This window comes from Cupriavidus sp. 05T42 (genome assembly GCF_056396345.1).
The window spans coordinates 20,276-45,466 of record NZ_JBFTLH010000010.1; the positions used below are offsets into that span (position 1 = coordinate 20,276).

General features: G+C 66.9%; 24 protein-coding genes. 12 read left to right on the top strand and 12 right to left on the bottom strand.

The features are described from left to right. The first annotated feature begins 40 nt into the window (after positions 1–40). The 5 genes from glcE to AC1EJR_RS15395 all read left to right on the top strand — a co-directional run bounded on the left by glcE (position 41) and on the right by AC1EJR_RS15395 (position 4,529). The gene (gene glcE, locus AC1EJR_RS15375) at positions 41–1,147 is read left to right on the top strand and encodes a glycolate oxidase subunit GlcE (RefSeq protein WP_477147301.1); all 1,107 of its coding nucleotides are present in this window, start codon (positions 41–43) and stop codon (positions 1,145–1,147) included. A 28-nt stretch (positions 1,148–1,175) separates the two neighbouring features. After that, positions 1,176–2,426, top strand: coding sequence for a glycolate oxidase subunit GlcF (gene glcF, locus AC1EJR_RS15380; protein ID WP_092298905.1), 1,251 nt, complete (start codon positions 1,176–1,178; stop codon positions 2,424–2,426). A gap of 186 nt (positions 2,427–2,612) precedes the next feature. Continuing rightward, on the top strand, positions 2,613–3,002 hold the full coding sequence (locus AC1EJR_RS15385) for a CidA/LrgA family protein (RefSeq protein ID WP_092298902.1): 390 nt from the start codon (positions 2,613–2,615) through the stop codon (positions 3,000–3,002). Then, complete coding sequence (locus AC1EJR_RS15390; protein WP_092298899.1) at positions 2,999–3,724, top strand: LrgB family protein; 726 nt, start codon at positions 2,999–3,001, stop codon at positions 3,722–3,724. Before AC1EJR_RS15385 ends, AC1EJR_RS15390 begins: the two co-directional genes overlap by 4 nt. Before the next feature lie 112 nt (positions 3,725–3,836). Beyond that, positions 3,837–4,529 (top strand): helix-turn-helix transcriptional regulator, encoded by a 693-nt coding sequence (locus tag AC1EJR_RS15395; protein ID WP_092298896.1) that lies wholly within the window; start codon positions 3,837–3,839, stop codon positions 4,527–4,529. A gap of 24 nt (positions 4,530–4,553) precedes the next feature. On the opposite strand, the gene AC1EJR_RS15400 is transcribed toward AC1EJR_RS15395, so the two are convergent. From AC1EJR_RS15400 to AC1EJR_RS15410, 3 genes are all read right to left on the bottom strand, one after another. Beyond that, positions 4,554–5,048, bottom strand: a complete 495-nt coding sequence (locus AC1EJR_RS15400) for a glutathione peroxidase (RefSeq protein WP_092298893.1) — start codon at positions 5,046–5,048, stop codon at positions 4,554–4,556. Positions 5,049–5,109: 61 nt separating this feature from the next. Continuing rightward, on the bottom strand, positions 5,110–6,249 hold the full coding sequence (locus tag AC1EJR_RS15405; protein WP_092298890.1) for a PilT/PilU family type 4a pilus ATPase: 1,140 nt from the start codon (positions 6,247–6,249) through the stop codon (positions 5,110–5,112). Between the two features lie 15 nt (positions 6,250–6,264). Continuing rightward, positions 6,265–7,308, bottom strand: a complete 1,044-nt coding sequence (locus tag AC1EJR_RS15410; protein ID WP_092298887.1) for a type IV pilus twitching motility protein PilT — start codon at positions 7,306–7,308, stop codon at positions 6,265–6,267. A 65-nt stretch (positions 7,309–7,373) separates the two neighbouring features. Between AC1EJR_RS15410 and AC1EJR_RS15415 the strand changes: the two genes are divergently transcribed. Next, positions 7,374–8,063 (top strand): YggS family pyridoxal phosphate-dependent enzyme, encoded by a 690-nt coding sequence (locus AC1EJR_RS15415; RefSeq protein ID WP_092298884.1) that lies wholly within the window; start codon positions 7,374–7,376, stop codon positions 8,061–8,063. 81 nt (positions 8,064–8,144) lie between these two features. Next, complete coding sequence (proC, locus tag AC1EJR_RS15420) at positions 8,145–8,975, top strand: pyrroline-5-carboxylate reductase (protein WP_477113370.1); 831 nt, start codon at positions 8,145–8,147, stop codon at positions 8,973–8,975. A 43-nt stretch (positions 8,976–9,018) separates the two neighbouring features. On the opposite strand, the gene ubiA is transcribed toward proC, so the two are convergent. The 5 genes from ubiA to recG all read right to left on the bottom strand — a co-directional run bounded on the left by ubiA (position 9,019) and on the right by recG (position 14,226). Beyond that, complete coding sequence (gene ubiA, locus AC1EJR_RS15425; RefSeq protein WP_477113371.1) at positions 9,019–9,912, bottom strand: 4-hydroxybenzoate octaprenyltransferase; 894 nt, start codon at positions 9,910–9,912, stop codon at positions 9,019–9,021. Between the two features lie 88 nt (positions 9,913–10,000). Continuing rightward, the gene (locus AC1EJR_RS15430; protein ID WP_092298875.1) at positions 10,001–10,486 is read right to left on the bottom strand and encodes a Dps family protein; all 486 of its coding nucleotides are present in this window, start codon (positions 10,484–10,486) and stop codon (positions 10,001–10,003) included. A gap of 90 nt (positions 10,487–10,576) precedes the next feature. After that, a complete protein-coding gene (locus AC1EJR_RS15435; RefSeq protein WP_092298872.1) occupies positions 10,577–10,771 on the bottom strand; it encodes a hypothetical protein in 195 nt (64 codons plus the stop codon). A 201-nt stretch (positions 10,772–10,972) separates the two neighbouring features. Continuing rightward, entirely contained in the window at positions 10,973–11,929 is a 957-nt protein-coding gene (locus tag AC1EJR_RS15440) for a LysR substrate-binding domain-containing protein (protein WP_092298869.1), read from the bottom strand. 110 nt (positions 11,930–12,039) lie between these two features. Beyond that, positions 12,040–14,226: an ATP-dependent DNA helicase RecG gene (gene recG / locus AC1EJR_RS15445; protein WP_477113373.1), complete on the bottom strand. Its 2,187-nt coding sequence runs from the start codon at positions 14,224–14,226 to the stop codon at positions 12,040–12,042. A gap of 151 nt (positions 14,227–14,377) precedes the next feature. On the opposite strand from recG, the gene queA reads away from it, so the two are divergent. The 5 genes from queA to secF all read left to right on the top strand — a co-directional run bounded on the left by queA (position 14,378) and on the right by secF (position 20,216). Continuing rightward, positions 14,378–15,430: a tRNA preQ1(34) S-adenosylmethionine ribosyltransferase-isomerase QueA gene (gene queA / locus AC1EJR_RS15450; protein ID WP_477113374.1), complete on the top strand. Its 1,053-nt coding sequence runs from the start codon at positions 14,378–14,380 to the stop codon at positions 15,428–15,430. Positions 15,431–15,445: 15 nt separating this feature from the next. Continuing rightward, entirely contained in the window at positions 15,446–16,576 is a 1,131-nt protein-coding gene (gene tgt, locus AC1EJR_RS15455; RefSeq protein WP_092298860.1) for a tRNA guanosine(34) transglycosylase Tgt, read from the top strand. A 211-nt stretch (positions 16,577–16,787) separates the two neighbouring features. Next, the gene (gene yajC, locus AC1EJR_RS15460; RefSeq protein ID WP_092298857.1) at positions 16,788–17,114 is read left to right on the top strand and encodes a preprotein translocase subunit YajC; all 327 of its coding nucleotides are present in this window, start codon (positions 16,788–16,790) and stop codon (positions 17,112–17,114) included. Between the two features lie 237 nt (positions 17,115–17,351). Further along, positions 17,352–19,217, top strand: coding sequence for a protein translocase subunit SecD (secD, locus tag AC1EJR_RS15465; protein ID WP_092298854.1), 1,866 nt, complete (start codon positions 17,352–17,354; stop codon positions 19,215–19,217). A gap of 24 nt (positions 19,218–19,241) precedes the next feature. Then, a complete protein-coding gene (gene secF, locus AC1EJR_RS15470) occupies positions 19,242–20,216 on the top strand; it encodes a protein translocase subunit SecF (protein ID WP_092298851.1) in 975 nt (324 codons plus the stop codon). A 67-nt stretch (positions 20,217–20,283) separates the two neighbouring features. On the opposite strand, the gene AC1EJR_RS15475 is transcribed toward secF, so the two are convergent. The 4 genes from AC1EJR_RS15475 to AC1EJR_RS15490 are packed head-to-tail and all read right to left on the bottom strand — an operon-like array spanning position 20,284 to position 25,171. Beyond that, positions 20,284–21,282, bottom strand: coding sequence for a response regulator (locus tag AC1EJR_RS15475; protein WP_092298848.1), 999 nt, complete (start codon positions 21,280–21,282; stop codon positions 20,284–20,286). Next, positions 21,279–22,412 carry a hybrid sensor histidine kinase/response regulator gene (locus tag AC1EJR_RS15480; RefSeq protein WP_092298845.1) on the bottom strand — a complete coding sequence of 378 codons (1,134 nt, stop codon included), beginning with the start codon at positions 22,410–22,412 and terminating at the stop codon, positions 21,279–21,281. Before AC1EJR_RS15480 ends, AC1EJR_RS15475 begins: the two co-directional genes overlap by 4 nt. A gap of 7 nt (positions 22,413–22,419) precedes the next feature. Continuing rightward, positions 22,420–23,808 carry a sensor histidine kinase gene (locus AC1EJR_RS15485; protein ID WP_255370932.1) on the bottom strand — a complete coding sequence of 463 codons (1,389 nt, stop codon included), beginning with the start codon at positions 23,806–23,808 and terminating at the stop codon, positions 22,420–22,422. Continuing rightward, entirely contained in the window at positions 23,780–25,171 is a 1,392-nt protein-coding gene (locus tag AC1EJR_RS15490; RefSeq protein WP_092298842.1) for a class I SAM-dependent methyltransferase, read from the bottom strand. The genes AC1EJR_RS15485 and AC1EJR_RS15490 overlap by 29 nt, the downstream gene beginning before the upstream one ends. Positions 25,172–25,191: the final 20 nt, after the last annotated feature.

Genomic DNA, 25,191 nt, shown 5'->3' on the forward strand with positions numbered 1-25,191 from the left:
TTCGACGACAACCCAACAAAAAACGCCAAGGGTCCCCCATATGGAAGCCACACTCGACGCCTTTCGCGATGCCATCCGCCAGGCCGGCGACAGCCGCGCCCCGCTGCGCCTGCGCGGCGGCGGCAGCAAGGACTTCTACGGCCAGGCGCTGGTCGGCACCGTGCTCGACACCCGCCCCTACGCCGGCATCGTCGACTATGACCCGGCGGAGCTGGTGGTCACGGCACGCTGCGGCACGCCGCTGGCCGAGATCGAGACCGCGCTGGCCGAACGTCGCCAGATGCTGGCCTTCGAGGCGCCGCATTTCGCCGCGCCCGGCATCGCCACGCTGGGCGGCGCCGTGGCGGCCGGGCTGTCCGGCCCGCGCCGGCAGTCGGTGGGCGCGCTGCGCGATTTCGTGCTCGGTGTGCAGCTGATGGACGGGCGCGGCGAGGTGCTCAACTTCGGCGGGCAGGTGATGAAGAACGTGGCCGGCTATGACGTCTCGCGGCTGCTGACCGGCTCGCTCGGCACGCTCGGCCTGATCCTGGAGGTCTCGCTGAAGGTGCTGCCGATACCGTTCGACGACGCCACGCTCCGCTTTGCGCTGCCGCAGGCCGAAGCCATCGAGCGCCTGAACCGCTGGGGCGGCCAGCCGCTGCCGATCGCGGCGTCGGCGTGGCAGGACGGCGTGCTTGACGTGCGGCTCTCGGGCGCCACGGCGGCCGTGCGCGCCGCGTGCGAGAAGCTGGGCGGCGATCGCGTCGAGCCCGGCGAGGCGCTCGCGCTCTGGGCCGCGCTGCGCGAGCAGTCCCACCCCTTCTTCGCCCCGGCCCACACCAAAGACCATGGCCGCGCACTGTGGCGCATTGCCGTGCCGCCCATCGCCCCGCCGCTGGACCTGCCCGGCGCGCAGCTTGTGGAATGGGGCGGCGGCCAGCGCTGGTGGCTGGCGCCCGAGGGCGACCCCGCCACGGTCTCGGCCGATTCGGTGCGCGCCATCGCCCAGGCTGCCGGCGGCCACGCCACGCTGTTCCGCAACGGCGACAAGGCAGTCGGCGTGTTCACGCCGCTGTCGGCCCCGCTGGCCGCCATCCACAAGCGGCTGAAGGCCACCTTCGACCCCGCCGGCATCTTCAATCCGCAGCGCCTGTACACCGGCCTCTGAGCCGCCCACCGCCCAAGCCCCCCGAACCATGCAAACCACACTGGCCGAATTCCTGCGCAACACGCCCGAAGGCGAAGAAGCCAAGTCCATCGTCGGCAAGTGCGTGCACTGCGGCTTCTGCACCGCCACCTGCCCCACCTACCAGTTGCTCGGCGATGAGCTGGACGGCCCGCGCGGCCGCATCTACCTGATGAAGCAGATGCTCGAGGGCCAGCCCGTGACGGAAAGCACGCGGCTGCACCTGGACCGCTGCCTGACCTGCCGCAACTGCGAATCGACCTGCCCGTCCGGCGTGAAGTACGGGCGGCTGGTCGACATCGGCCGGAAGGTGGTGGATGAGCGGCTCGAGGCGCAAGGCATCCACCGCCCCGCAAAAGAGCGGATGGCGCGCTGGCTGCTGCGCGAGGGGCTGACCCGGCCGAAGCTGTTCGGCCCGGCGCTGAAGCTCGGCCAGATGATGCGTCCGATGCTGCCGGTGGCGCTGCGCAACAAGCTGCCGGCGATCACCTCGCCGACGGGGCCGTGGCCGCGCACCACGCACACCCGCAAGATGCTGCTGCTGGACGGCTGCGTGCAGCCGGCGATGTCGCCCAACATCAACGTGGCCACCGCGCGCGTGCTGGACAAGCTCGGCGTGCAACTGGTGGTGGCGAGCGAGGCCGGCTGCTGCGGCGCGATCCGCTTCCACACCGGCGACCACGACGGCGGGCTGGACAATATGCGCGCCAACATCGACGCCTGGTGGCCCTATATCGAATCCGGCGCGGAGGCCATCGTCATGACGGCCTCCGGCTGCGGCGTGATGGTGAAGGACTACGGCCACCTGCTGCGCCACGACCGCGCCTACGCGGAGCGCGCGGCACGGGTTTCGGCGATGACGCGCGACCTGTCCGAGATCCTGCCCGACTTCGCCGACGACCTGCACAAGCTGGCCGGCGCCGTGCCGCGCGAGGGCCGGCGCGTGGCTTACCATCCGCCCTGTACGCTTCAGCACGGCCAGCAGATCCGCGGCAAGGTGGAGGCGCTACTGACCGGCCTGGGCATCGAGGTGCGGCTCTGCGCCGACAGCCACCTGTGCTGCGGCTCGGCGGGTACGTACTCGGTGCTGCAGCCGGAGTTGTCCTATCCGCTGCGCGACGACAAGCTCGCCAAGCTCCAGGCCTCCTCGCCCGATGCCATCGTCTCGGCCAATATTGGCTGCATCACGCACCTGCAAAGCGGCACCGACACGCCGGTGATGCACTGGGTGGAACTGGTGGAGCGCATGGTCTGCGCGTAGGGAGTTCTCCCCTCGCCCGCTTGTTGGAGAGGGGTCGGGGGAGAGGGATTGAGCGAACTGGGCGGTGACGCTTCGTGGATGCGCCTGCCCTCTCCCCCAGCCCCTCTCCCAAAGGGAGGGGGGAGCAAAACACGGCCCGCGCCATCGGAGTACCATGTCGGCACATTTCGACCCTGATGCGCCCCCATGCTCCAGACGTTTGCCATCCTGCTGGTCTTCCAGACCGTGGGCGAGGTGATCAGCTACGCGCTGCGCCTGCCCGTGCCCGGTCCTGTGATCGGCATGCTCCTGCTCTTCGGCTGGCTGGTCTTCGACAACCGCCTGCTCCCCATCATCCAGAACACCACCAGCGAGCTGCTCAAGCACCTGTCGCTGCTGTTCGTGCCGGCCGGCGTCGGCATCATGGTCCACGCCAACCGGATTGGCGGCGAATGGATGCCGATTGTCGTCGCGCTGGTCATCTCCACCTGGCTGGCCATCGTCGTGACCGCGCTGGTCACCCGGGCGCTGATGCGCAAGCCGGCGCCGCCCCAGGCCGAAGCCGCCGAAGCTGCCGATAGCGGGGCGCAGCCATGATGTCGCCGCGTCTGAACGAGATCTGGGTCTACCTGTCGGCCAGCCCGCTGATCGGGCTCACCGCCACGCTGATCGCCTACGTCTTCGCGTTCCGGATCTACGAGCGCGCGCGGTACTCGCCGCTGGCCAACCCGGTGATGATCTCGGTGGCCATCCTCGTCACCGTGCTGACCGTGACCGGCACGCCGTACAAGACCTACTTCGACGGGGCGCAGTTCGTCCACTTCCTGCTCGGGCCGGCCACGGTGGCACTGGCGGTGCCGCTCTACACCCAGTTGCCGAAGCTGCGCGCGCACGTCTTCCCGCTGCTTTGCGGGCTGGTGGCGGGATCGCTGGTGGCCGTGGTGTCGGCGGTGGGCATCGCCTACGCGCTGGGGGCGTCGCCCGAGGTGGTGCGCTCGCTGGCGCCCAAGTCGGTCACGATCCCGATCGCCATGGGGGTGTCCGAGAAGATCGGCGGCCTGCCCTCGCTGACGGCCGTGCTGGTGATGGCCACCGGCATCATCGGCGCGGTCAGCACCACCGGCCTGCTCAACATGCTGCGCGTGCGCGACTACGTGATTCGCGGCTTCGCCACCGGCGTGGCGGCCCACGGCATCGGCACGGCGCGCGCGTTCCAGGTCAACCAGGAGGCCGGCGCCTTCGCCGCGCTGGGCATGGGCCTGAACGGCGTGCTGACCGCCATCGTGGTGCCGGTGCTGGCGGCATGGATGCCCCACTGACCGGGGCGGGTTCCCCTGCCACCCCTGACACCCTCCTGACAGTACGCTGTCAGGAGCCGGCGGGCATGATGCGCCCATCCGGCCCCCCGCCTCCTTCATTCTTCCCCAGCCCATGAGCCGCCGTGCCGACCGCCTCTTCCAGATCGTGCAGGTCCTGCGTGGCCGCCGGCTGACCACGGCGGCATTGCTGGCGCAGCGGCTAGGCGTGTCCGAGCGCACGGTCTACCGTGACATCCAGGCGCTGTCGCTGTCGGGGGTGCCTGTGGAGGGCGAGGCTGGCATCGGCTACCGGCTGCGGCCGGATTACGATGTGCCGCCGCTGATGTTCACCGCGATGGAAGTGGAAGCGATGGTCGCCGGCCTGCGCCTGCTCAAGGCCTGGGGCGGCGGCGCGCTGGCCGCGGCGGCGGATCCGGCGCTGGAGAAGCTGATGGCCGCCCTGCCGCCCCCGCGCCGCGTGGCGGCGCAGCAGAGCCGGATTTTCGCGCCCGAGTACCTCAACCATCCGGCCGTGCGCGAGGCCTTCGACACCGTGCATGGCGCCATTGGCGCGCAACGGCTGCTGCGGCTCGACTATATCGATGCCCAGCAGCGCGTCACCGAGCGCGTGGTGCAGCCGCTGGGGCTGTTCTTCTGGGGCAATGTCTGGCTGCTGGCGGCGTGGTGCACGGCGCGGTCCGACTATCGCAGCTTCCGGCTGGACCGCTGCCGCACCATCGAGATCCTCGACGAGCAATTCCACGAGACGCCGGACCGCTCGCTCAACGGCTTCCTGCGCGCGGTGCAGTCCGATATGCCGGGCTGAGGCCAGTCAGGCCCGGCTGACCCATCAGGCTGCCGGATCGCTCAGCAGCGTCTCGATATCCGCGCGGATGTCCTCGGGCTTGGTCGTCGGTGCGTAGCGCTTGAAGACCGTGCCATCGCGGCGCAGCAGGAACTTGGTGAAGTTCCACTTGATGCCCTGGGTGCCGAGCACGCCGGGCTTTTCCGAGGTCAGCCACTTGTAGAGCGGATGGGCACCGGCGCCGTTGACCTCGATCTTCTCGAACATCGGAAACTTGACCTGGAAGCGCGTCTCGCAGAACTGGCCGATCTGCGCCGCGTCGCCCGGCTCCTGCTTGCCGAACTGGTTGCAGGGGAAGCCGAGCACCGCCAGGCCGCGCGGCTCGTAGGCCTCGTGCAGCGCCTCCAGCCCGGCGTACTGGGGCGTGAAGCCGCACTCGCTGGCCGTGTTGACGATCAGCAGCACCTTGCCGTGGAAATCGGCCAGCGGCACCGGCTGGCCGGACAGGGACTTCGCTTCGAACTGGTAGACGTTGCTCATGGCGGCTCCGGAGAATGCATTGCAGACAACCGCGAGCATACCGCGCCCGCCGGTCGTCCGATCAAATGACGTTCAGGTGCTCGGTGCCGGCACCCAGGTCGGCGTCGCGGTGGCGGGCGCTGTGGAGCTTGATCATCAGGCGCAGGTCATTCAGCGAGTCGGCGTTCTTGAGCGCGTCCTCGTAGGCGATCTTCTCTTCCTCGTACAGTTCGAACAACGCCTGGTCGAAGGAGATCATGCCCTGCTCACGGGACTTCTTGATAACTTCCTTGAGCTCGTGGATCTCGCCCTTGAAGATCAGGTCGGCCACCAGCGGCGTTCCGATCATGATCTCCACGGCCGGCACGCGGCCCTTGCGGCCGGCGCGCGGCAGCAGCCGCTGCGAGATCATCGCCTTGAGGTTCAGCGACAGGTCGATCAGCAGCTGCTGGCGCTTCTCCTCGGGGAAGAAGTTGATGATCCGGTCGATGGCCTGGTTGGCGTTGTTGGCGTGCAGCGTGGCCAGGCACAGGTGGCCCGTCTCGGCGTACTGCATCGCGTATTCCATGGTGTCGCGGTCGCGGATTTCGCCGATCAGGATCACATCCGGCGCCTGGCGCAGGGTGTTCTTCAGCGCCACGTGCCACGACTCGGTGTCAATGCCGACCTCGCGCTGCGTGACGACGCAGTTCTGGTGCGCGTGCACGTACTCGATCGGGTCCTCGATCGTGATGATGTGGCCGTACGAGTGCGCGTTGCGGTGGTCGAGCATGGCCGCCAGCGAGGTGGACTTGCCCGAGCCCGTGGCGCCGGTCACGATTACCAGCCCGCGCTTGGCCATGACGATCTCATGGAGCGACGTGGGCAGGTCCAGGTCTTCCACCGACGGAATGCGCGTGTTGATCGTCCGCACCACCATGCCGGCCTTGCCCTGCTGGATGAAGGCCGAGACGCGGAAGCGCCCGGCGTTCGGCGCGGTAATCGCGAAGTTGCACTCGCGGCTTTCGTCGAATTCCTTCACCTGGCGCTCGTTCATGATCGAACGGACCAGGCCCAGCGCCTGCGCCGGGTTGAGCGGCTGCTGAGAGACGGGCGTGATCTTGCCGTCCACCTTGATGGCCGGCGGGAATTCGGACGTGATGAACAGGTCCGAGCCGCGGTTGTTGACCATCAGCTCTAGCAGGTCGTTGATGTACTTCGCGGCGGATTCGCGGTCGAGCATGGCGTCGGCCTCCCCTTAGCCCATGAAGGCGTCGGGATTCTTGGCAATCGCCCGCGCGTCGTTGTAGTTGATCATGCCACGCTTGATCAGGTCGCTCAGGCACTGGTCGAGCGTCTGCATGCCCATACCGCTCGACGTCTGCATCATCGAGTACATCTGCGCGATCTTGTTCTCGCGGATCAGGTGGCGGATGGCGGGCGTGGCGATCATGATCTCGTGCGCCGCGGTCCGGCCGTTGCCGTCGCGCGTCTTGAGCAGCGTCTGGGAGATCACGGCCTCGAGCGATTCCGACAGCATGGTCCGCACCATGTCCTTTTCCTCGGGCGGGAACACGTCCACGACCCGGTCGATGGTCTTGGCGGCGGAACTCGTGTGCAGCGTGGCGAAGACCAGGTGGCCGGTTTCGGCGGCGGTCAGCGCCAGCCGGATGGTTTCCAGGTCACGCAATTCGCCCACCAGGATCACGTCCGGATCCTCACGCAGCGCCGAGCGCAGCGCGTTCGAGAACGAATGCGTGTGCGGGCCCAGTTCGCGCTGGTTGATCAGGCTTTTCTTGGAGGTGTGGACGAATTCGATCGGGTCTTCCACCGTGAGGATGTGACCCATGTCGTTGTCGTTGCGGTGATCGACCATGGCCGCCAGCGTGGTCGACTTGCCCGAGCCGGTCGGGCCGGTCACGAGCACGAGACCGCGTGGCTTGATGCAGAGGTCCGCGAACACGGCCGGTGCATGGAGGTCATCGAGCGTCAGGACTTTCGACGGAATGGTCCGGAACACGGCGGCGGAGCCGCGCTGCGTGGTGTAGGCATTGACCCGGAACCGTGACAGGCCGGCAATCTCGAACGAGAAGTCGACCTCGAGGCGTTCTTCGTAGCTCTTGCGCTGAACGTCGCTCATGATGTCGTACACCATGGCGTGGACGTCCTTGTGGCCCATGGCCGCCACGTTGATCCGCCGCATATCCCCGTGAATACGCACCATCGGCGGCATGTCTGCCGAGAGGTGGAGATCGGATGCCTTGTTCTTGACCGCAAAAGCCAATAGCTGCGCGATGTCCATCTATAATGACCCCACCCTAATATACGACTTGTTGTTGTGTACTTCTTTGGTATGTCCGCCGGATTATGTCTGTAATCGCCGCCAACTTGCAAGCCGTGCTAAATGACATCGCGGCGGCTGCACAACAAGCCGGCAGGGACCCGTCCGCGGTCACCCTGCTGGCCGTCTCCAAGACCGTCGCGCCGGCCACCGTGCGGGCGGCTTTCCAGGCCGGGCAGGCCGCTTTCGGGGAAAACTACGTCCAGGAAGGCCTCGACAAGATCGCCGCCCTGGCCGACCTGCGCGACCGGATCGCCTGGCATTTCATCGGCCCGCTGCAAAGTAACAAGACCCGGCCGGTGGCCGAGCAGTTCGACTGGGTCCACGCCATCGACCGGCTGAAGATCGCCGAGCGGCTGTCGGCCCAGCGGCCGGTGGGCATGGCGCCGCTCCAGGTCTGCATCCAGGTCAATATCAGCGAAGAGGCCAGCAAGAGCGGCGTGGCGCCGGCCGAGGTACTGCCGCTGGCGCAGGCCATCGCCGCCCTGCCGAACCTGCGGCTGCGCGGGCTGATGGCGATTCCGGCGCCGGCCGACGACCCGGAGGCCCAGCGCCGGCCGTTCGCGGCGCTGCGCGGGTTGCTTGATCAACTCCGGCAATCCGGTCTACACGTAGACACGCTCTCGATGGGCATGTCCGCGGACATGGGCGCGGCCATCACCGAGGGCGCCACACTGGTGCGCATCGGCACCGCGATTTTCGGCGCGCGCGCCTGACGGCGCAGCGCCCCCCCCACCCACAAGAACGCCGGGCGACACGCATCGACCCGGCAACATTCGGAAAAGACAAGGAAAGACATGCTCGATACGCTCACCTTCGGCTTCCTCGGCGGCGGCAACATGGCCTCCGCCCTGATCGGCGGCCTGGTGGCCCGCGGCGTGCCCGCGCGCGCCATTTGCGTCATCGATCCGTCGGACGATGCCCGCCAGCGGCTGGAACAGACGCTCGGCGTCCGGACCCAGGCCGCGCCGGACGCCCGCTTCGGCGCCAGCCACGTCATCGTGCTGGCGGTCAAGCCGCAGCAGTTCCGCGACGCCGTGGCGCCGCTCGTGCCGCATCTGGGCGCCAGCCAGGGCAATCTGATCATCAGCGTGGCGGCCGGCATCCGGCTCCAGGACATGGGCCGCTGGCTGGGCACCTCGCGCCTGGTACGGGCGATGCCCAACACCCCGGCGCTGGCCGGCATGGGCATGACCGGCCTGGCCGCCGCGCCGGGCCTGAGCAAGGCGGACCGCGCCATCGCCACGGCTGTGGCGCAAGCCGTGGGCCAGTGCGTCTGGGTCGATGACGACAACCAGATCGACGCCGTGACGGCCCTCTCGGGCAGCGGCCCGGCCTACGTCTTCTACTTCATCGAAGCCATGGAGCGCGCGGCGAAGGAGATGGGCCTGACCGCCGAACAGGGCCGCCAGCTGGGCGTGGAGACGTTCCGGGGCGCGGCCGCGCTAGCTGCCGAGTCGTCGGAGCCGGTGTCCCTGCTGCGCGAGCGCGTGACATCGAAGGGCGGCACGACCTACGCGGCGCTGACGTCGATGGACGCGGACAAGATGCAGGACGCCTTCGTCCGCGCCATGCACGCGGCGGCGGCCCGGGGCCGCGAGATGGGCGCCGAGTTCGGCACGGACTGAGGAATAGTCCGGGCGGGAGTCCGGACCAACGCTGAACGGCCGCTTACTTCAGCCAGTAGGCGAGCGCCGTTCCTGCGAACACCACCCCGCCCAGCCAGTTGTTGTGCCGGAACGCCGCGAAGCACTTCATGCGGTCGCGGTCACGGATCAGCGTGTAGTGGTAGCCGGCCAGACCGGCCGCCCCCACCAGCCCGGCGTAATACGGCCAGCCCAGCCCCAGCAGCGCGCCAGCCCAGGCCATCAGGCCCAGGAAGCCGGCGTAGCAGAGCATGATCGCTGCCACGTCGAAGCGACCGAAGGTGATCGCCGAGGTCTTGATGCCGATCAGCAGGTCGTCGTCACGGTCGACCATCGCATAGGCGGTGTCGTAGGCCACGGACCAGAAGACGTTGGCCAGCAGCATCAGCCACGCCACGGGGGGCACCTCCCCCTGCACCGCCGCGAACGCCATCGGAATCCCAAACCCGAAGGCAATGCCGAGGTAGGCCTGCGGAATCGCGAAGAATCGCTTGAAGAACGGATAGGTGCCGGCTACCACGGCCGCCACCACGGCCAGCGCCTTGGTCAGCCCGTTCAGCGGCAGGATCAGCGCGAACGCCGCCAGCGCCAGCACGGCGGCCACCACCAGCGCCTCCCAGCCGGCGATGTAGCCAGCGGTCAGCGGCCGCTCGTTGGTGCGCTTCACATGCTTGTCGAAGTCACGGTCGGCCCAGTCGTTCATGGCGCAGCCCGACGAGCGCATCAGGAACGTGCCGACGAAGAAAATCCAGAAAATACCCCAGGCGGGCGGCCCTTCGGCAGCCATCCACAGCGCCCACAGCGTGGGCCACAGCAGCAGCAGGGTACCGATGGGCTTGTCGATCCGCACCAGCCGCGCGTAGAGCGCGAGGCGTCCGGGACGGCGGGGTTGCGGCGGGGCGGCGGAATGTTCGGACATGGGGACTGCGTTCACTTCTGGCGAGACAAAACAAAAAACGCGTCGCGGCGTGGATAGCCGTGACGCGTTGTGCGCTGGTCAGACAGACTCAGGCCAGCATCGCGCGCAGCATCCACGCGGTCTTTTCGTGCGTCTGCATGCGCTGGGTCAGCAGGTCGGCCGAGGGCTCGTCGCCCGCTGCATCGATGGCCGGGAACAGCGAGCGCGCGGTGCGCACCACGGCTTCCTGGCCTTCCACCAGCTTGCGGATCATCTCGGTCGCGTCGGGCACGCCTTCTTCCTCGGCGATCGACGACAGCTTCGCGTACTCCTTGTACGTGCCCGGTGCCGGGTAGCCCAGCGCGCGGATCCGCTCGGCGATGGCGTCCACGGCCAGCGCCAGCTCGGTGTACTGCGTCTCGAACATCGTATGCAGCGTGTTGAACATCGGCCCCGTCACGTTCCAGTGGAAGTTGTGGGTCTTGAGGTAGAGGGTGTAGGTATCCGCCAGCAGCTTGGACAGGCCTTCCGCAATCTTCTTGCGGTCCTTGTCGGACATGCCGATGTTCACGCTCATCTCATTCTTCTTTGCCATGGTCGTTCAGCTCCGTTTGTAGCCACGAGGAATCCAGCCCACGCCATTCAGATTGTCGGGGGGCAGTCGGCGGCCATTATCGCATTAGCTTTATGTGCCGAGGAAGGCAAAACCCTGCGCCGCGTGGAAGAACATCGCCATCGCGCCCAGCGCGACGATGGCCATGCCGATCTCCTTGCGCACCACCTTGCGGCGCAGGCGGCTGGCTTCCTCGGTGCGCGGACCCTCGTCGGCGGCCGTGCGCAGTTGCTGGAATTCGGTCACGAACAGGTCGAGCATCGTCATGGTGTTTCTCCGCTTCAGTCGGTGGATGCCCCGCAGGCGGGGTGTCGATGAGTGAAGTATAGGAAAATCTATCGAACTTCACATTCGATAATATCAACCTATTGCATAGCGATTGGCTATGTCTCAATGCGGCGCAAACAAAAACGGCAGGGAAGCGCCCCTGCCGTGATCGATGTCGACGTGGATGTCGTGAGAATCCGCTCAGGCGGCCACCGCTTCCACGGACGCCGCGTCGCCAATCCGGCTCACGCCGGCCAGGTCGCACGCCGCCACCGCATTGGCCAGCGCCTCCATGGCGGGCAGGCGCGTGAAGCTCTTGCGCCACGCCAGCACCACGCGGCGGTCCGGCACCGGATCGGCGAAGGGCACGTAGGCGAGCATGTCGTTGCGCGGCTTCAGGTCGGGCACCGAGGTGCGCGGCAGCACGGTAATGCCCACGCCGCTGGCCACCATATGGCGAATCGTCTCAAGCGACGACCCTTCGAAGGTCTTCTGGATGCCGTCGGCGGCCTGCGAGAAGCGCGACAGCTCCGGGCACACGCCCAGCACGTGGTCGCGGAAGCAGTGCCCGCTGCCCAGCAGCAGCATGGTCTGCTGCTTGAGTTCGTCCGGATCGACACTGCGCTGCTCGGCCAGTTGATGGCCGCGCGGCACGGCCACCACGAAGGGCTCGTCGTACAGCGGGCGCACGGTCAGGCCCGAATCCGGGAACGGCTCGGCCATGATCGCGCAGTCGATCTCGCCCTGCTTGAGCAGTTCGATCAGCTTGTTCGTATAGTTTTCCTGCAGCATCAGCGGCATCTGCGGCACCGTGCCGATCATCTGCTTGACCAGCATCGGCAACAGGTACGGCCCGATCGTATAGATCACGCCCACGCGCAGCGGCCCGGCCAGCGGGTCCTTGCCCTGCTTGGCGATCTCGCGGATGGCCATGGTCTGCTCCAGCACGCGCTGGGCCTGGGCCACGATCTGCTCGCCAATGGCCGTCACCGACACCTCGGAGGTGCCGCGCTCGAAGATCTGCACGGTCAGCTCGTCTTCCAGCTTCTTGATGGCCACCGACAGCGTCGGCTGCGAAACGAAGCACGCCTCGGCCGCCCGGCCGAAATGGCGCTCGCGCGCCACGGCGACGATGTACTTGAGTTCGGTGAGCGTCATGACTTATCAGGTTCGGTTAGGCGATAGATTTTAACTTCGATTGCGCCTTCTGTCAGATCGGCACTGTAATGTATCGTCTTAAGCACATATAAGACTTGTCTTACGCGCCGTCACGCCTTCAAAAAGTGCTCCCGCCCCCCCAGCCAGCGCAGAAGATGCGCTTCCACGGCCTCGGGGAAGCGCGCCAGCATCAGTTCGGCAGCTTCCTGGGCATAGTCCACCAGCCAGGCATCGGTGTTGAGGTCGGCAAAGCGCAGCATGGCCTCGCCCGACTGGCGCGCGCCCAGGAATTCGCCGGGGCCGCGGATCTGGAGGTCGCGCCGGGCGATCTCGAAGCCATCGGTGGTCTCACGCATCGTGGCCAGCCGCTCGCGCGCCGTGGGCGAGAGCGGCGCCTGATACATCAGCAGGCAGACCGATTCCGCGCTGCCCCGCCCCACGCGCCCGCGCAGCTGGTGCAGCTGGGCCAGGCCGAAGCGCTCGGCATGCTCGATCACCATCAGCGAGGCGTTCGGCACATCCACCCCCACCTCGATCACCGTGGTCGCCACCAGCACCTGGAGCCGGTTGGCGCTGAAATCGCCCATGACCGCAGCCTTCTCGGCGGGCGGCAGGCGGCCGTGGACCAGCCCCACGCGCAGGTCCGGCAGCGCGGCGATTAGCGCTTCATACGTCTCGACGGCAGTCTGTAGCTGGAGCGCCTCCGATTCCTCGATCAGCGGGCACACCCAGTAGACCTGACGGCCCTCGGCGGCGGCGTGGTGCACGCGTTCGATCACCTCGTCGCGCCGCGCGTCGTTGACGAGCCGGGTCACGATTGGCGTGCGGCCCGGCGGCAGTTCGTCGATCACGGACACATCGAGGTCGGCGTAGTAGGTCATGGCCAGCGTGCGCGGGATCGGCGTGGCCGACATCATCAGTTGATGCGGAACCTTGTCCGGCGCGGCTTTCGTGTCCGCCTCCCCCGCCTTGCCGCGCAGCGCCAGCCGCTGCGCCACGCCGAAGCGGTGCTGTTCATCGACCACGGACAGCCCGAGCCGCGCAAAGCGCACGGTGTCCTGGATCAGCGCGTGGGTGCCGATGACCAGCTGCGCCTCGCCCGATTCCACGCGCGCAGCGGCCTCGCGCTTCTCCTTCGCCTTGAGGCTGCCGGCCAGCCAGACCACGGGCACGCCCAGCGGCTCCAGCCACGCGGAAAGCTTGCGGAAGTGTTGCTCGGCGAGGATTTCAGTGGGTGCCATCAGGGCGGCCTGATAACCGGCGTCGATGGCCTGGCAGGCGGCCAGCGCGGCCACGATGGTCTTGCCGCTGCCCACGTCGCCCTGGAGCAGGCGGTGCATCGGGTGCGGGCGCGTCATGTCGGCGGCAATCTCCTCCACCACGCGCTCCTGCGCCCCGGTCAGCCGGAACGGCAGCGCGGCCAGGAAGCGCGTGAGCAGCCCGTCCGCGTGGCGCGGCATCGACGGCGCGTTCTTCTCGCGCCGCGCGGCCTGCGAGCGCCGCAGCGAGATCTGCTGGGCCAGCAATTCGTCGAATTTGATCCGCTGCCAGGCCGGGTGCGAGCGGTCCGCCAGCGCGGCCTCGCTCTCCTGCGGCGGCGGGTTGTGCAGCAGGCGCAGGCAATCGGCCAGCGGCGCCAGCTTTAGCTGGGCAACCGGGCCCTGCAGCACGGCCTGCGGCAGCGTCTCGGGCATCGGCGTGCGGGACATCGCCCCGCCAATCGCCTTGCGCAGATAGGCTTGCGAGATGCCGGCCGTGGCGGGATAGACCGGGGTCAGGCGGTCTGGCAGGGCCTCGCCGGGCACCACGGGGCGCACCTGCGGGTGGACCATCTCGGCGCCGAAGAAGCCGCCGCGGATCTCGCCGCGCACGCGCAGGCGCACGCCTTCGGCCATCTGCTTGGTCTGGCTGCCATAGAAATTGAGAAAGCGGAGCGTCAGCTCGCCGGTGTCGTCGGCGATCTTGACCACCAGTTGGCGGCGCGGCCGGAAGGTAACCTCGTTCGAGATGACCTCGCCCTCCACCTGCGCGGCCAGGCCCATGCCGGCGCGGCGGATGGCCTCGCCGATGGTTTCCAGCGCGGTTTCGTCCTCGTAGCGCATGGGCAGGTGCAGCACGAGGTCCACCGGGCGGCGCAGCCCCAGCTTGGCCAGGCGGGCCACGGCCGACGACGGCTTGGCCGGCGCGGCCGGCTTGCCCTTCGGGGCGCGCTCGACGGACGTGTCGTTGCGGTCGCTGGGTTCGCTGTTTTCGCTATCGTGGCGACGGTCGAGGGAGTCGGTGGCGGTGCCTGGCATCAGCGCGTGAATATGGGGGGTAAACGGGGGACTGGCCGATGCGCGGACGTCCCAAGCCTTACAATGTCGGATTCGCCGATTGTACCCATGCCTGTGACGACGCCCTAACCCGGTGCCGCCACCCGCTTGCCGTGCCCGCTATTCTGAAGCAATGTTGACGCTATCCGACTTCGATTTTCCCCTGCCGCCCGAGCTGATCGCGCAATCCGCCCTGCCCGACCGCAGCGCCAGCCGCCTGCTCGTGGTGGAGCGGACCGCGCCGGAAGACCGTGCCGACGCCGTGCGTCTGGTCGACCGCGCGTTCAGCGACATGCTGGACTACCTCGGTCCCAACGACCTGCTGGTCTTCAACGACACCCGCGTGATCAAGGCGCGCTTCTTCGGCCAGAAGCCGAGCGGCGGCCGGGTAGAGGTGCTGGTGGAGCGCGTGGTCGACAGCCATACGGTGCTGGCGCAGGTGCGCGCGTCGAAAACGCCCGTTGAGGGCAGCCAACTGCACTTGGCCGACGATGCCTTCGCCGTGACGGTGGGGCCGCGCGTCGACCAGTTCTTCACGCTGCGCTTTCCCGCGCCCGCGCTGGACCTGATCGAGCAATACGGCCGCCTGCCGCTGCCGCCCTACATCACGCACGATCCCGACGCCTACGACGAAACCCGTTACCAGACCGTCTATGCCCGCAACCCGGGCGCCGTGGCGGCGCCGACGGCCGGGCTCCATTTCGACGACGCGCTGTTCGCGCGGCTCGATGCCAAGGGCGTGCGCCGCGCGTTCCTGACGCTGCACGTGGGCGCCGGCACGTTCCAGCCGGTGCGGACGGAGAACCTCGCCGAACACAAGATGCACGCGGAGTGGTACGCCATCACGCCCGAACTGGCCGAGGCGGTACGCGAGACCCGCGCGCGCGGCGGCCGGGTGATCGCCGTGGGCACCACCTCGCTGCGCGCGCTCGAATCCGCCGCGGCGGCGGACGGCACGCTGGCCCCGCACAGCGGCGACACCGACATCTTCATCACGCCGGGGTACCGCTTCCGGCTGGTCGATGCCCTGATCACCAACTTCCACCTGCCCAAGTCCACGCTGCTGATGCTGGTCTCGGCGCTGGCCGGCGTGGAGGCCATCCGCGCCACCTATCGCCACGCCGTGGATCAACGCTACCGCTTCTTCAGCTACGGCGACGCCATGCTGTTGACCCGCCTGGACTGACCTGAGACCCGCCAAATGCTCGATTTCGAACTGCTGACCACCGATGGCAACGCCCGCCGCGGCCGCGTCACCCTGAACCACGGCGTCGTGGAGACGCCCATCTTCATGCCCGTGGGCACCTATGGCTCGGTCAAGGCCATGTCGCCGCTCGAACTGAACGAGATCGGCGCGCAGATCATCCTCGGCAACACCTTCCACCTGTGGCTGCGCCCCGGGCTGGACGTGGTGGAGGCGCATGAGGGCCTGCATCGCTTTGTCGGCTGGGACAAGCCCATCCTGACCGATTCAGGCGGTTTTCAGGTGTTTTCACTCGGAGAACTACGCAAGATCACCGAAGATGGGGTCACGTTCGCGTCGCCGGTGAATGGCGACAAGCTGTTCCTGTCGCCCGAGATCTCGATGCAGATCCAGCGCACGCTGAACTCGGACATCGTCATGCAGTTCGATGAGTGCACGCCTTATGAGATCGATGGCCGCCCCGCCACGCACGACGAGGCCGCGCGCTCGATGCGCATGAGCCTGCGCTGGGCCAAGCGCTCGCGCGACGAGTTCGAGCGGCTGGACAACCCGAACGCGCTGTTCGGCATCGTCCAGGGCGGCATGTTCGAGGATCTGCGCGACGAGTCGCTGGCCGGGCTGTCCGAGTTGGACTTCCACGGCTACGCCATCGGCGGGCTGTCCGTGGGCGAGCCCAAGGAAGACATGATGCGCGTGCTGGAGCACGTGGGCCCCCGCCTGCCGGCCAACAAGCCGCACTACCTGATGGGCGTGGGCACGCCGGAAGACCTGGTGGCCGGCGTGGCCTCGGGCGTGGACATGTTCGACTGCGTGATGCCGACCCGCAACGCCCGCAACGGCTGGCTGTTCACGCGCTTTGGCGACGTGAAGATCCGCAACGCGGCCCACCGCAACGACCCGCGCCCGCTGGACGAGACCTGCGGCTGCTACACCTGCCGCAATTTCTCGCGCGCCTACCTGCACCACCTGCACCGCGTGGGCGAAATCCTCGGCGCGCGCCTGAACACGATCCACAACCTCTATTACTACCTGGAACTGATGCGCGAGATGCGCACGGCTATCGAGGAGCACCGCTTCGAGCCGTTCCGGCGCCAGTTCGCCGAGCACCGCGCGCGCGGGACCAAGTAGGCGCCGCTTGAGAATGTTCTGAAAACCAGACAACCGAATGAACTTCGGGCGGTGGCATGGTCGAATGTTGGCGGGTGTCTGCAACGTCTGGAAAAGGACGTGCAAATCACCCCGAACAAACCCGCAATTCGAACCTAGAATGCTCTGGCGGGACAAACACGGGTGATAGAATGCCCGATTCCCTGATTGACCTTTGTGACGGAGAAGTAACGTGCTGATTTCCAACGCTTTTGCCCAGACTGCCAGCGCCGGTGGCGCGGCGGGTGGCCTGATGAGCTTCCTGCCCATCATCCTGATGTTTGCGGTGCTGTGGTTCATCATGATCCGCCCGCAAATGAAGCGCCAGAAGGAAGCCAAGGCGATGATGGAAGCGCTGGCCAAGAATGACGAAGTCGTCACCGCCGGCGGCATCCTGGGCCGCGTGGTCAAGGTCAACGAGCAATACGTGGTAGTGGAAATCTCCGAAGGCACCGAAGTCACCGTGCAGAAGAATGCCGTGACCACGGTGCTGCCGAAGGGCTCGCTGAAGTCGCTCTGACCGGGCCCGCCGGGCGCCACGCATGCGGCGCCTGAACCCGCCTGATTTTCCCGGCATGTTCGTCAGCACGGCTGTTCATCTTGCCGTGCGCATGCCCCAGCAGCCGCCTGAACCAGCCCGCGGGTCCATACCAGACCCGGCCAGGGCTGCCAGGCGGCTGTTTGCCAACCGGTCCGGCCGGATCGGCGCGCCCCCCGCGCGCCCGTCGGCCACGCCAACCGCAATGACTGGCCAGAGATGAATCGTTATCCGCTTTGGAAGTACATCGTGATCCTGGTGGCCCTGGCCATCGGCATCATCTACACCCTGCCGAACTTCTTCGGCGAGGCCCCGGCCGTGCAGGTCTCGTCCGCCAAGGCCACCGTCAAGGTCGACCTGTCCATGCAGAAGCGCGTGGAGGAGGTGCTGGCGCAGAGTCAGCTCCAGCCTGACGGCGTGTTCTTCGACGTGTCCGGCCAGTCCGGCTCGGTCAAGGCGCGTTTCCGCACCACGGACGAGCAGCTCAAGGCCAAGGATGCGCTGACCCGGGCGCTGAACCCGGATCCGGCCGACCCGACCTACGTGGTGGCGCTGAACCTGCTGTCCGGTTCGCCGCGCTGGCTGACCGCGATGCACGCGCTGCCAATGTACCTGGGCCTGGATTTGCGCGGTGGCGTGCACTTCCTGCTCCAGGTGGACATGAAGGGCGCGGTGGACAAGAAGCTGGACAGCCTGTCCGGCGATGCCCGCACCCTGCTCCGTGACAAGAACATCCGCCATGGCGGCATCGACCGCGATGGCGCCCGCCTGATCGTGCGCTTCGGCAGCGCCGCCGATGGCGACCGCGCGCGCGCCGTGCTGGCCGACAGCCTGCGGGAACTGTCGTTCACGATGGACGGCAACAACGTGGTCGGCACGTTCACCGACGCAGCCCGCAAGGCCGTGCAGGACGCCGCCGTCAAGCAGAACATCACCACGCTGCACAACCGCGTGAACGAACTCGGCGTGGCCGAGCCGGTGATCCAGCAACAGGGCGCGGACCGCATCGTGGTGCAGCTGCCCGGCGTGCAGGACACCGCCAAGGCCAAGGACATCATCGGCCGCACGGCCACGCTGGAGGCCCGCCTGGCCGACAACGACGCGCCGCGCAACCCGCGTCCGGGCGACCCGGTGCCGTTCGGCAGCGAGCTGTTCACCCAGGGCAACGGCGCGCCGGTGGTCCTCAAGAAGCAGGTGATTTTCACCGGCGACCGCATCGAATCCGCCTCGGCCGGCTTCGACCAGAACCAGCGCCCGTCCGTCAACATCAAGCTCGACGCCCAGGGCGGCCGCGTGCTGCGTGACGTGTCGCGCGAGAACATCGGCAAGCCGATGGGCATCGTGCTGTTCGAGAAGGGCAAAGGTGAAGTCCTGACCGTGGCGACGATCCAGTCGGAACTGGGTTCGAGCTTCCAGATCACGGGCTCGTACTCGACCGAGGCGGCCAATGACCTGGCGCTGCTGCTGCGCGCCGGCTCGCTGGCGGCTCCGATGGACATCATCGAGGAACGCACGATCGGCCCGTCGCTGGGCGCGGACAACATCCAGAAGGGCTTCGACTCCGTGGCTTATGGCTTCGGCGCCATCGCCGTGTTCATGGTGCTGTACTACATGCTGTTCGGCATGTTCTCGGTGGCCGCGCTGGGCGTGAACCTGCTGCTGCTGATTGCCGTGCTGTCGATGCTGCAGGCTACGCTGACGCTGCCGGGCATCGCCGCTATCGCGCTGGTGCTGGGCATGGCCATCGACGCCAACGTGCTGATCAACGAGCGTATCCGCGAGGAGCTGCGCTCGGGGGCCTCGCCGCAGATGGCCATCGCGGTCGGTTTCGACCGCGCGTGGGCCACCATCCTGGACTCCAACGTGACCACCCTGATCGCCGGCCTCGCGCTGCTGGCCTTCGGTTCGGGCCCGGTGCGCGGCTTCGCGGTGGTGCACTGCCTGGGCATCCTGACCTCGATGTTCTCGGCGGTGTTCTTCAACCGCGGCCTGGTCAACCTCTGGTACGGCCGCAAGAAGAAGCTCCAGAGCGTGGCCATCGGCCAGATCTGGAAGCCGGACACCGAAACGCCGGTCGCCAAGTAAGCACGGACACATCAGGACAACATCATGGAATTTTTCCGCATCAAGCGCGACATTCCGTTCATGAAGCACGCGTTGGTCTTCAACGTGATTTCCTTCCTGACGTTTGCCGCGGCTGTCTTCTTCCTCTGGCAGAAGGGCCTGCACCTGTCGATCGAGTTCACCGGCGGTACGGTGATGGAGGTGACCTACTCGCAGGCGGCCGACCTTGAGAAGATTCGGGGACAGGTCGGCAAGCTCGGCTACACCGACGTGCAGGTGCAGAACTTTGGCACCTCGCGCGACATCATGATCCGTCTGCCGCTGCAGAAGGGTCCGGACGGCAAGCCGGTGACCTCGGCCCAGCAGAGCGAGCAGGTCATGGGCGCGCTGCAGGCCGCCACGCCGGACGTGAAGCTCCAGCGCGTGGAGTTCGTCGGCCCGCAGGTGGGCAAGGAACTGGCCACGGATGGCCTGCTGGCGCTGCTGTGCGTGGTGGCCGGCATCGTGATCTACCTGTCGTTCCGCTTCGAGTGGAAGTTCGCGGTGGCGGGCATCATCGCCAACCTGCACGACATCGTGATCATCCTGGGCTTCTTCGCGTTCTTCCAGTGGGAATTCTCGCTGTCGGTGCTCGCGGCGGTGCTGGCGGTGCTGGGTTACTCGGTCAACGAGTCGGTCGTGATCTTCGACCGGATTCGCGAGAACTTCCGCAAGTACCGCAAGATGACCACGCACGAGGTCATCGACAACGCGATCACCAGCACGATGTCGCGGACCATCATCACGCACGGTTCGACCGAAATGATGGTGCTGTCGATGTTCTTCTTCGGCGGCCCGACGCTCCATTACTTCGCGCTGGCCCTGACGGTGGGTATCCTGTTCGGTATCTATTCGTCGGTGTTCGTGGCTGCGGCGCTGGCGATGTGGCTGGGCGTGAAGCGCGAGGACCTGATCAAGGGCGAGAAGAAGCCCGGCGATACCAACGACCGCAACGACCCGAACTTCGGCGCGCAGGCCTGACGGCTGCTGGCACGCTGGAAACGAAAAAGGCGCCCGAGGGCGCCTTTTTCGTTGCTATGCCGCAGGCTTAGTCCGACAGCTGCTCGATCCACACCGCGAGGCGGTCCGAAGCGAACGTCTCGGTCCGCACGCCGGCGCGTGCCGAGATGGCATCGGCCTCGCGCTGCAACTTCAGCGCGCCACCGGCTTCCTCGATCCATAGCAGAACGGCCAGCCAGTCGGCGTGCCCGGCCGAAACCACCTCGCCCACCGGGTTGCCAACGAACTCGCCGAGCGCCGACGGGGCCAGCCAGGTCACAGTATCGCCGTCGCGCCGCACGGCGCCGTCGCCCAGCGTTTCGGCGAGGACCGCCACCGCGTCGGCGGCACCCTTCCCGGCCAGACGACCTCGCAATTCGATGAGCCGCTTGCCCACTGCGTGGCCGAACGTGCCGCTGCGCTGGCTCTCCGCGCCGACCAGATCGGCGTAGTCCAGGCGTTGCCAGTCAGGTTCCGCGTTGCGCGCGCCAGCCAGCGAGGTGCCGGCGAGATAGGTTTCCACCGGCTGGAAGCGGCCCGGGCCGATCAGGCTCGCGCACAACGCCTGCACCATGCCGACGCGCGTGGCCACGGTCTGCTTTTGCAGCACCGACAGCTTCTCGCGCAGCAATTGGTCACGCTCCTTGCGCAGCCCGGCCAGCTCCAGCGCCTGCTTCAGCTCCATGCGCAGCGCGGTGATATCCCACGGCTTCTTGATATAGCGATGGATCTGGCCCTGGTTCACCGCTTCCACGGTCTGGTCCAGTTCCGAATAGGCCGTGGTCAGGATGCGCACAATGTGCGGGTAGCGCTCGCGCGCGTAGCGCAGCAGTTCATTGCCATACTCGCCCGGCATGCGCTGGTCCGAAACCAGCACGGCGAGGCTATCGGCATGGGCGTCGAGCAGGGCCTTGCCCTCCTCCACCGAGCCGCCGGTTACCACCGGAGCCAGCTGGCCAATGGCGCGCTGGAAGTATTTGACGGCCGTGGCCTCGTCATCGACGAACAGAATCGCCGGGGGTGCCTGCGTAGTATTCAGTTCGCTCATCGATCACTCCTGTGCATACGATTCTTGAAATTTGGGAAATCGAGGGTAACGGTGGTGCCGGCCCCGGTTGCCGACGCAATGCGGATGCCGCCGCCGAACGACTGCATCACGCGGTTGCAGAAAATCATGCCGAGGCCGCTGCCGCCGGCCGCCGCGTGCGTCGTGACCGGGTCCACAAGCAGCCGGTCCATCACTTCCGGGGGAATGCCGGGACCATTGTCAGCAATACGGATCTCGGGGCGCTCGCCAGCCACCACCACGAAGCGCAGCGCCGGCGTGGGCACGTCGCCCAGCGCCCGCAGCGCGTTGCTCATGACGGACGACAGCACCAGCGCCACGCAATTCGGCAGCGTCGGCACCGGAAAATCGCCATGCAGCTCAACTTGCACCCAGTCACGTTGGTTATCGGCAAAAGGATAGGTATCCAGTAGCGATGCCACCAGCGCGCCCGCGCTGACCTCCTGCCCAACACCCGGCTTGGGCGCCACCGTGCCCGCGCTGCTGCGCACGGACTGCAGGAACGACGACAGCACTGCCAGGCAATACTGGGCGTTGTCATGCATCGCACCGGCAGCATGGCCGATCTCGGCGTTGCGCTGCGGGCTGTACTCGCCCGCCACGCGCGAGCCGATGCCGCGCGCGAAGTTGGCGATGGCCGCCAGCGGGGTGTTCAGCTCATGGGCCAGGAACGCCAGCGTCTCGTCGATGGCCATCAGGCGCTGCTGACGGACCGCGCGTTCCCGGTGGCGCTCGCCGGCCAGCCGCAGCACGTCGCGGATCTCGGCCACGGCCAGCGGCTTTTCCAGGATGCGGAAGACCTCGCCGCTGTTCACGGTCTTCAGCAGCATGTCCTTGTCGGCATAGGCCGTCACGAGCAGGCGGACGATATGCGGGTATTCCTGCGCCACCTGGCGCAGCAAATCACCGCCATCACGCCCCGGCATGCGGAAATCGGTTACTAGAATAGAAATCTGCGCGTGATGTGCGTGCAGCACCGCCATGGCGGCATCGGCGCTGGTGGCCGACAGCACCTCATATTCGTTGCCGACGGCCCGCGCGAAGTATTTGCACGCCATCTCTTCGTCATCGACGTAGAGCACGGTCGGGCGCGGCTGGCTGGTATCGCTCATTGCCCCCTCACTCCGCGCGCGGCAGGTCGAAGCTGAACGCGGCCCACTGGCCCAGTTCGCTCTCGGCAAACAGCACGCCGCCGTGGCGCTCGACAACCGCGTAGCTGATCGACAGCCCGAGGCCAAGCCCCTGGCCCACCTCGCGGGTGGTGAAGAACGGCTCGAACACGCGCGCGAGATGCTCCGGCGCGATGCCCGGCCCGTTGTCGCGTACGGCCACGTGCATCCGCCCATCGGTCCACTTCACCGTGGTGTGGATGGCAGGCTGCTGCGTACCGGCCTTTCGCATGGCCAGCGCGGCATTCGAGAAAAGGTTGATCAGCACGCCGATAATGGCCGCTTCGTCGCCCATCACCAGCGTATCGTCGGGCAATTCGCGCGTGACCTTTACGCCGCGCAACTCGTGCGCGGTCAGCCGGACCGATGAGTCGAGCGCCTTCTCGAACAGGAACGGGGTGCCCTCCACCTCGGCCCCCGGCTTGCGGTAGGCGAATGTCTTCAGGTCGGAGACGATATGCTGGATGCGCTGCATGCCCTGCTTGGCATCGACCAGGCATTCCTCGAGGCCCGGCTCGTTCTTGGTGACCGGTTCCTCCATGGCCACCTCGATCGCCATCAGGCAGAAGTTCACCGGATTGTTGACTTCGTGCAGCAACCCCGCCGCCAGCGTACCGATGGCCGCCATCTTCTCCTGCTGGAGCATCTGGCCCTTGATATCGACCAGCTTGCGGTTGATGACCTCGAGTTCGGTGTTCTTGTCAGCCACTTCGGCCTTCAGGCGGAACAGCATGAAGCGCGCCCGTTCATTAAAGAACGTGTACACGCCACTGGCCGCCGCGGCAAAGAGCAGGAACAGCGAATTGACGATGAAAGTGCCCATCGGCTCGACGCCGCCCGAGTGCAGCAAACACGCCGCGGCGTAGAGCAGGTACGAGAGCACGCCGAAGACGAGGTTCTGCCAGAGCCCGAACGGCAGCGCGATACCCGAGGCGAAGATCGCCAGGTTCAGGCCCACGTAGTACGGCGACTCCACGCCTTCGGTCTGCGAGATCATCCACGCGATCATGACCTGCGGCAGCAGCAGCCACGACATCGTCAGCCACGGCGCGAAGCGGCGGCCGGCGTTGCTGTACAGCGCGACGATCACCCCGGCGATCAGCAGCGACACCACGATCCGCGCCACGGCGAATGGCAGCTGCTTGTCCGGATACTGGCCGTAGTCGAGCCCTACGCCCAGCAGCACCAGTACGATGGCCGTGTAGGCGCCGCCCCGGCTGAACGCCAGGCGGAAGTCGGCCAGTTCGGACTGGTAGCCGGCGTACAGCTCGTTGCCACGCGCGGCCGGGGCGGACGGCGCCGCCTCGGCGTCACTGGATAGCGGCTTCGGCGAAGACATTGACGCCGGTTTCATCGACATAGAGTCGGTGGGCATTCGAGTTCTCCGGCAGCAGCGAGGCCATACTGGCCTCGTCGCGGTAGATCAGGTACCACTCCAGCAGGTGCTCCATCCCGAACTTCTCGGGGTTGTCGGAGTGGACATTCGTAACCAGCAGGTTGCCGCCCGGGCGCGTGCGCGAGGCGAAATAGGTCAGCAGCCGCGCGCAGACCTTGTCCGACAGGTAGTCGAACAGCCCGGCGCAGTACACGGCGTCGAACGTACGCGTGGTGGGGTCGTCGGGCGAGATGCGGCGCTTGAGCAGGTCATGCACCGACTGGTGGACCATGTCGACGGACACCTTGTGCCCGGCCGAAGCCGCCGAGCGCTCGATGGAACTGCGCGTGTAAGCGAGCGTTTCCTCGCTGAAATCCACGAGCTGGAACGACAGCAGTTCCGGATTCGGATACTCGCGCACGAAGCGCTGGATCTCGAACGCCGGCCCGCAGCCCACGTTCAGCACGCGGAACGGCCGGCCTTCGGCGCGCGCGCGCTCGGCCTGGCGGGTCAGGTAATCGACCAGCAGGTCGATCCGGTTGCGGTGCGCGGTGGCCACCGCCGCCTTCAGAAACGCCGTGTTGACGATCTGGAAGTACGTGGTCGGCCCCTGTTGCGGGTCGCTCAGGATCTGGTTGACCATCTCGTAGTCGCCGGCATAGCCGAGCGGCTTCGTAAATGTCCGATAGACGAACGGGGCTCGCAGCAGCAGCGGGTGCAGGGCCGCCTGGGCGTAGGTACGGTGCACCGGGGCGATCTCGGGGTCCACCTGCTGGGCCTCGCCCTCGAGCCAGTCCAGGTAGACCTTGACCTTGCCCATCAGCGGCACGGCCAGCTCGTAGAACACGTCCTCGCGCAGGCGCCCCTCGGTCTTCGGCAGCGACTCGGTCAGGTCCACCTGCTCGACCCAGCGCGACACCTCCGAGAGATACGCGCGCATCTCGTTGACCACGATCTGGTAGTCGCGGCGGATATTGAAACGGGTGTCCCAGTCCTGCACGAAGAGTTCGGCCTCGCGCGCGACCGATTTCGGTGCGTCGTTGACGTCGGTCAGCTCGCGCCATTCGTCGATCAGCGTCAGGGAGACCACGGCGGTCAGGCCGGTATTCACCAGGCTCATGACCACGGCCTTGCCGAGGTAGGCGTTCTTCGCCCCCATCCGCACGCTCAGCTCACTGAGCACCTCGCTGACCTGAACGATCGAGTAAGGATTGTAGATTTCCATCACCAGCGACTTGCGCTGGAGATTGATGATCGTGCCCCGCACCTGCTCGCCCTGCGAGTTGCGGAAGCTAACTACCGGATCGATTTGCGTTTTGGAGTACACGGTATCGCGCCAGGGAAATC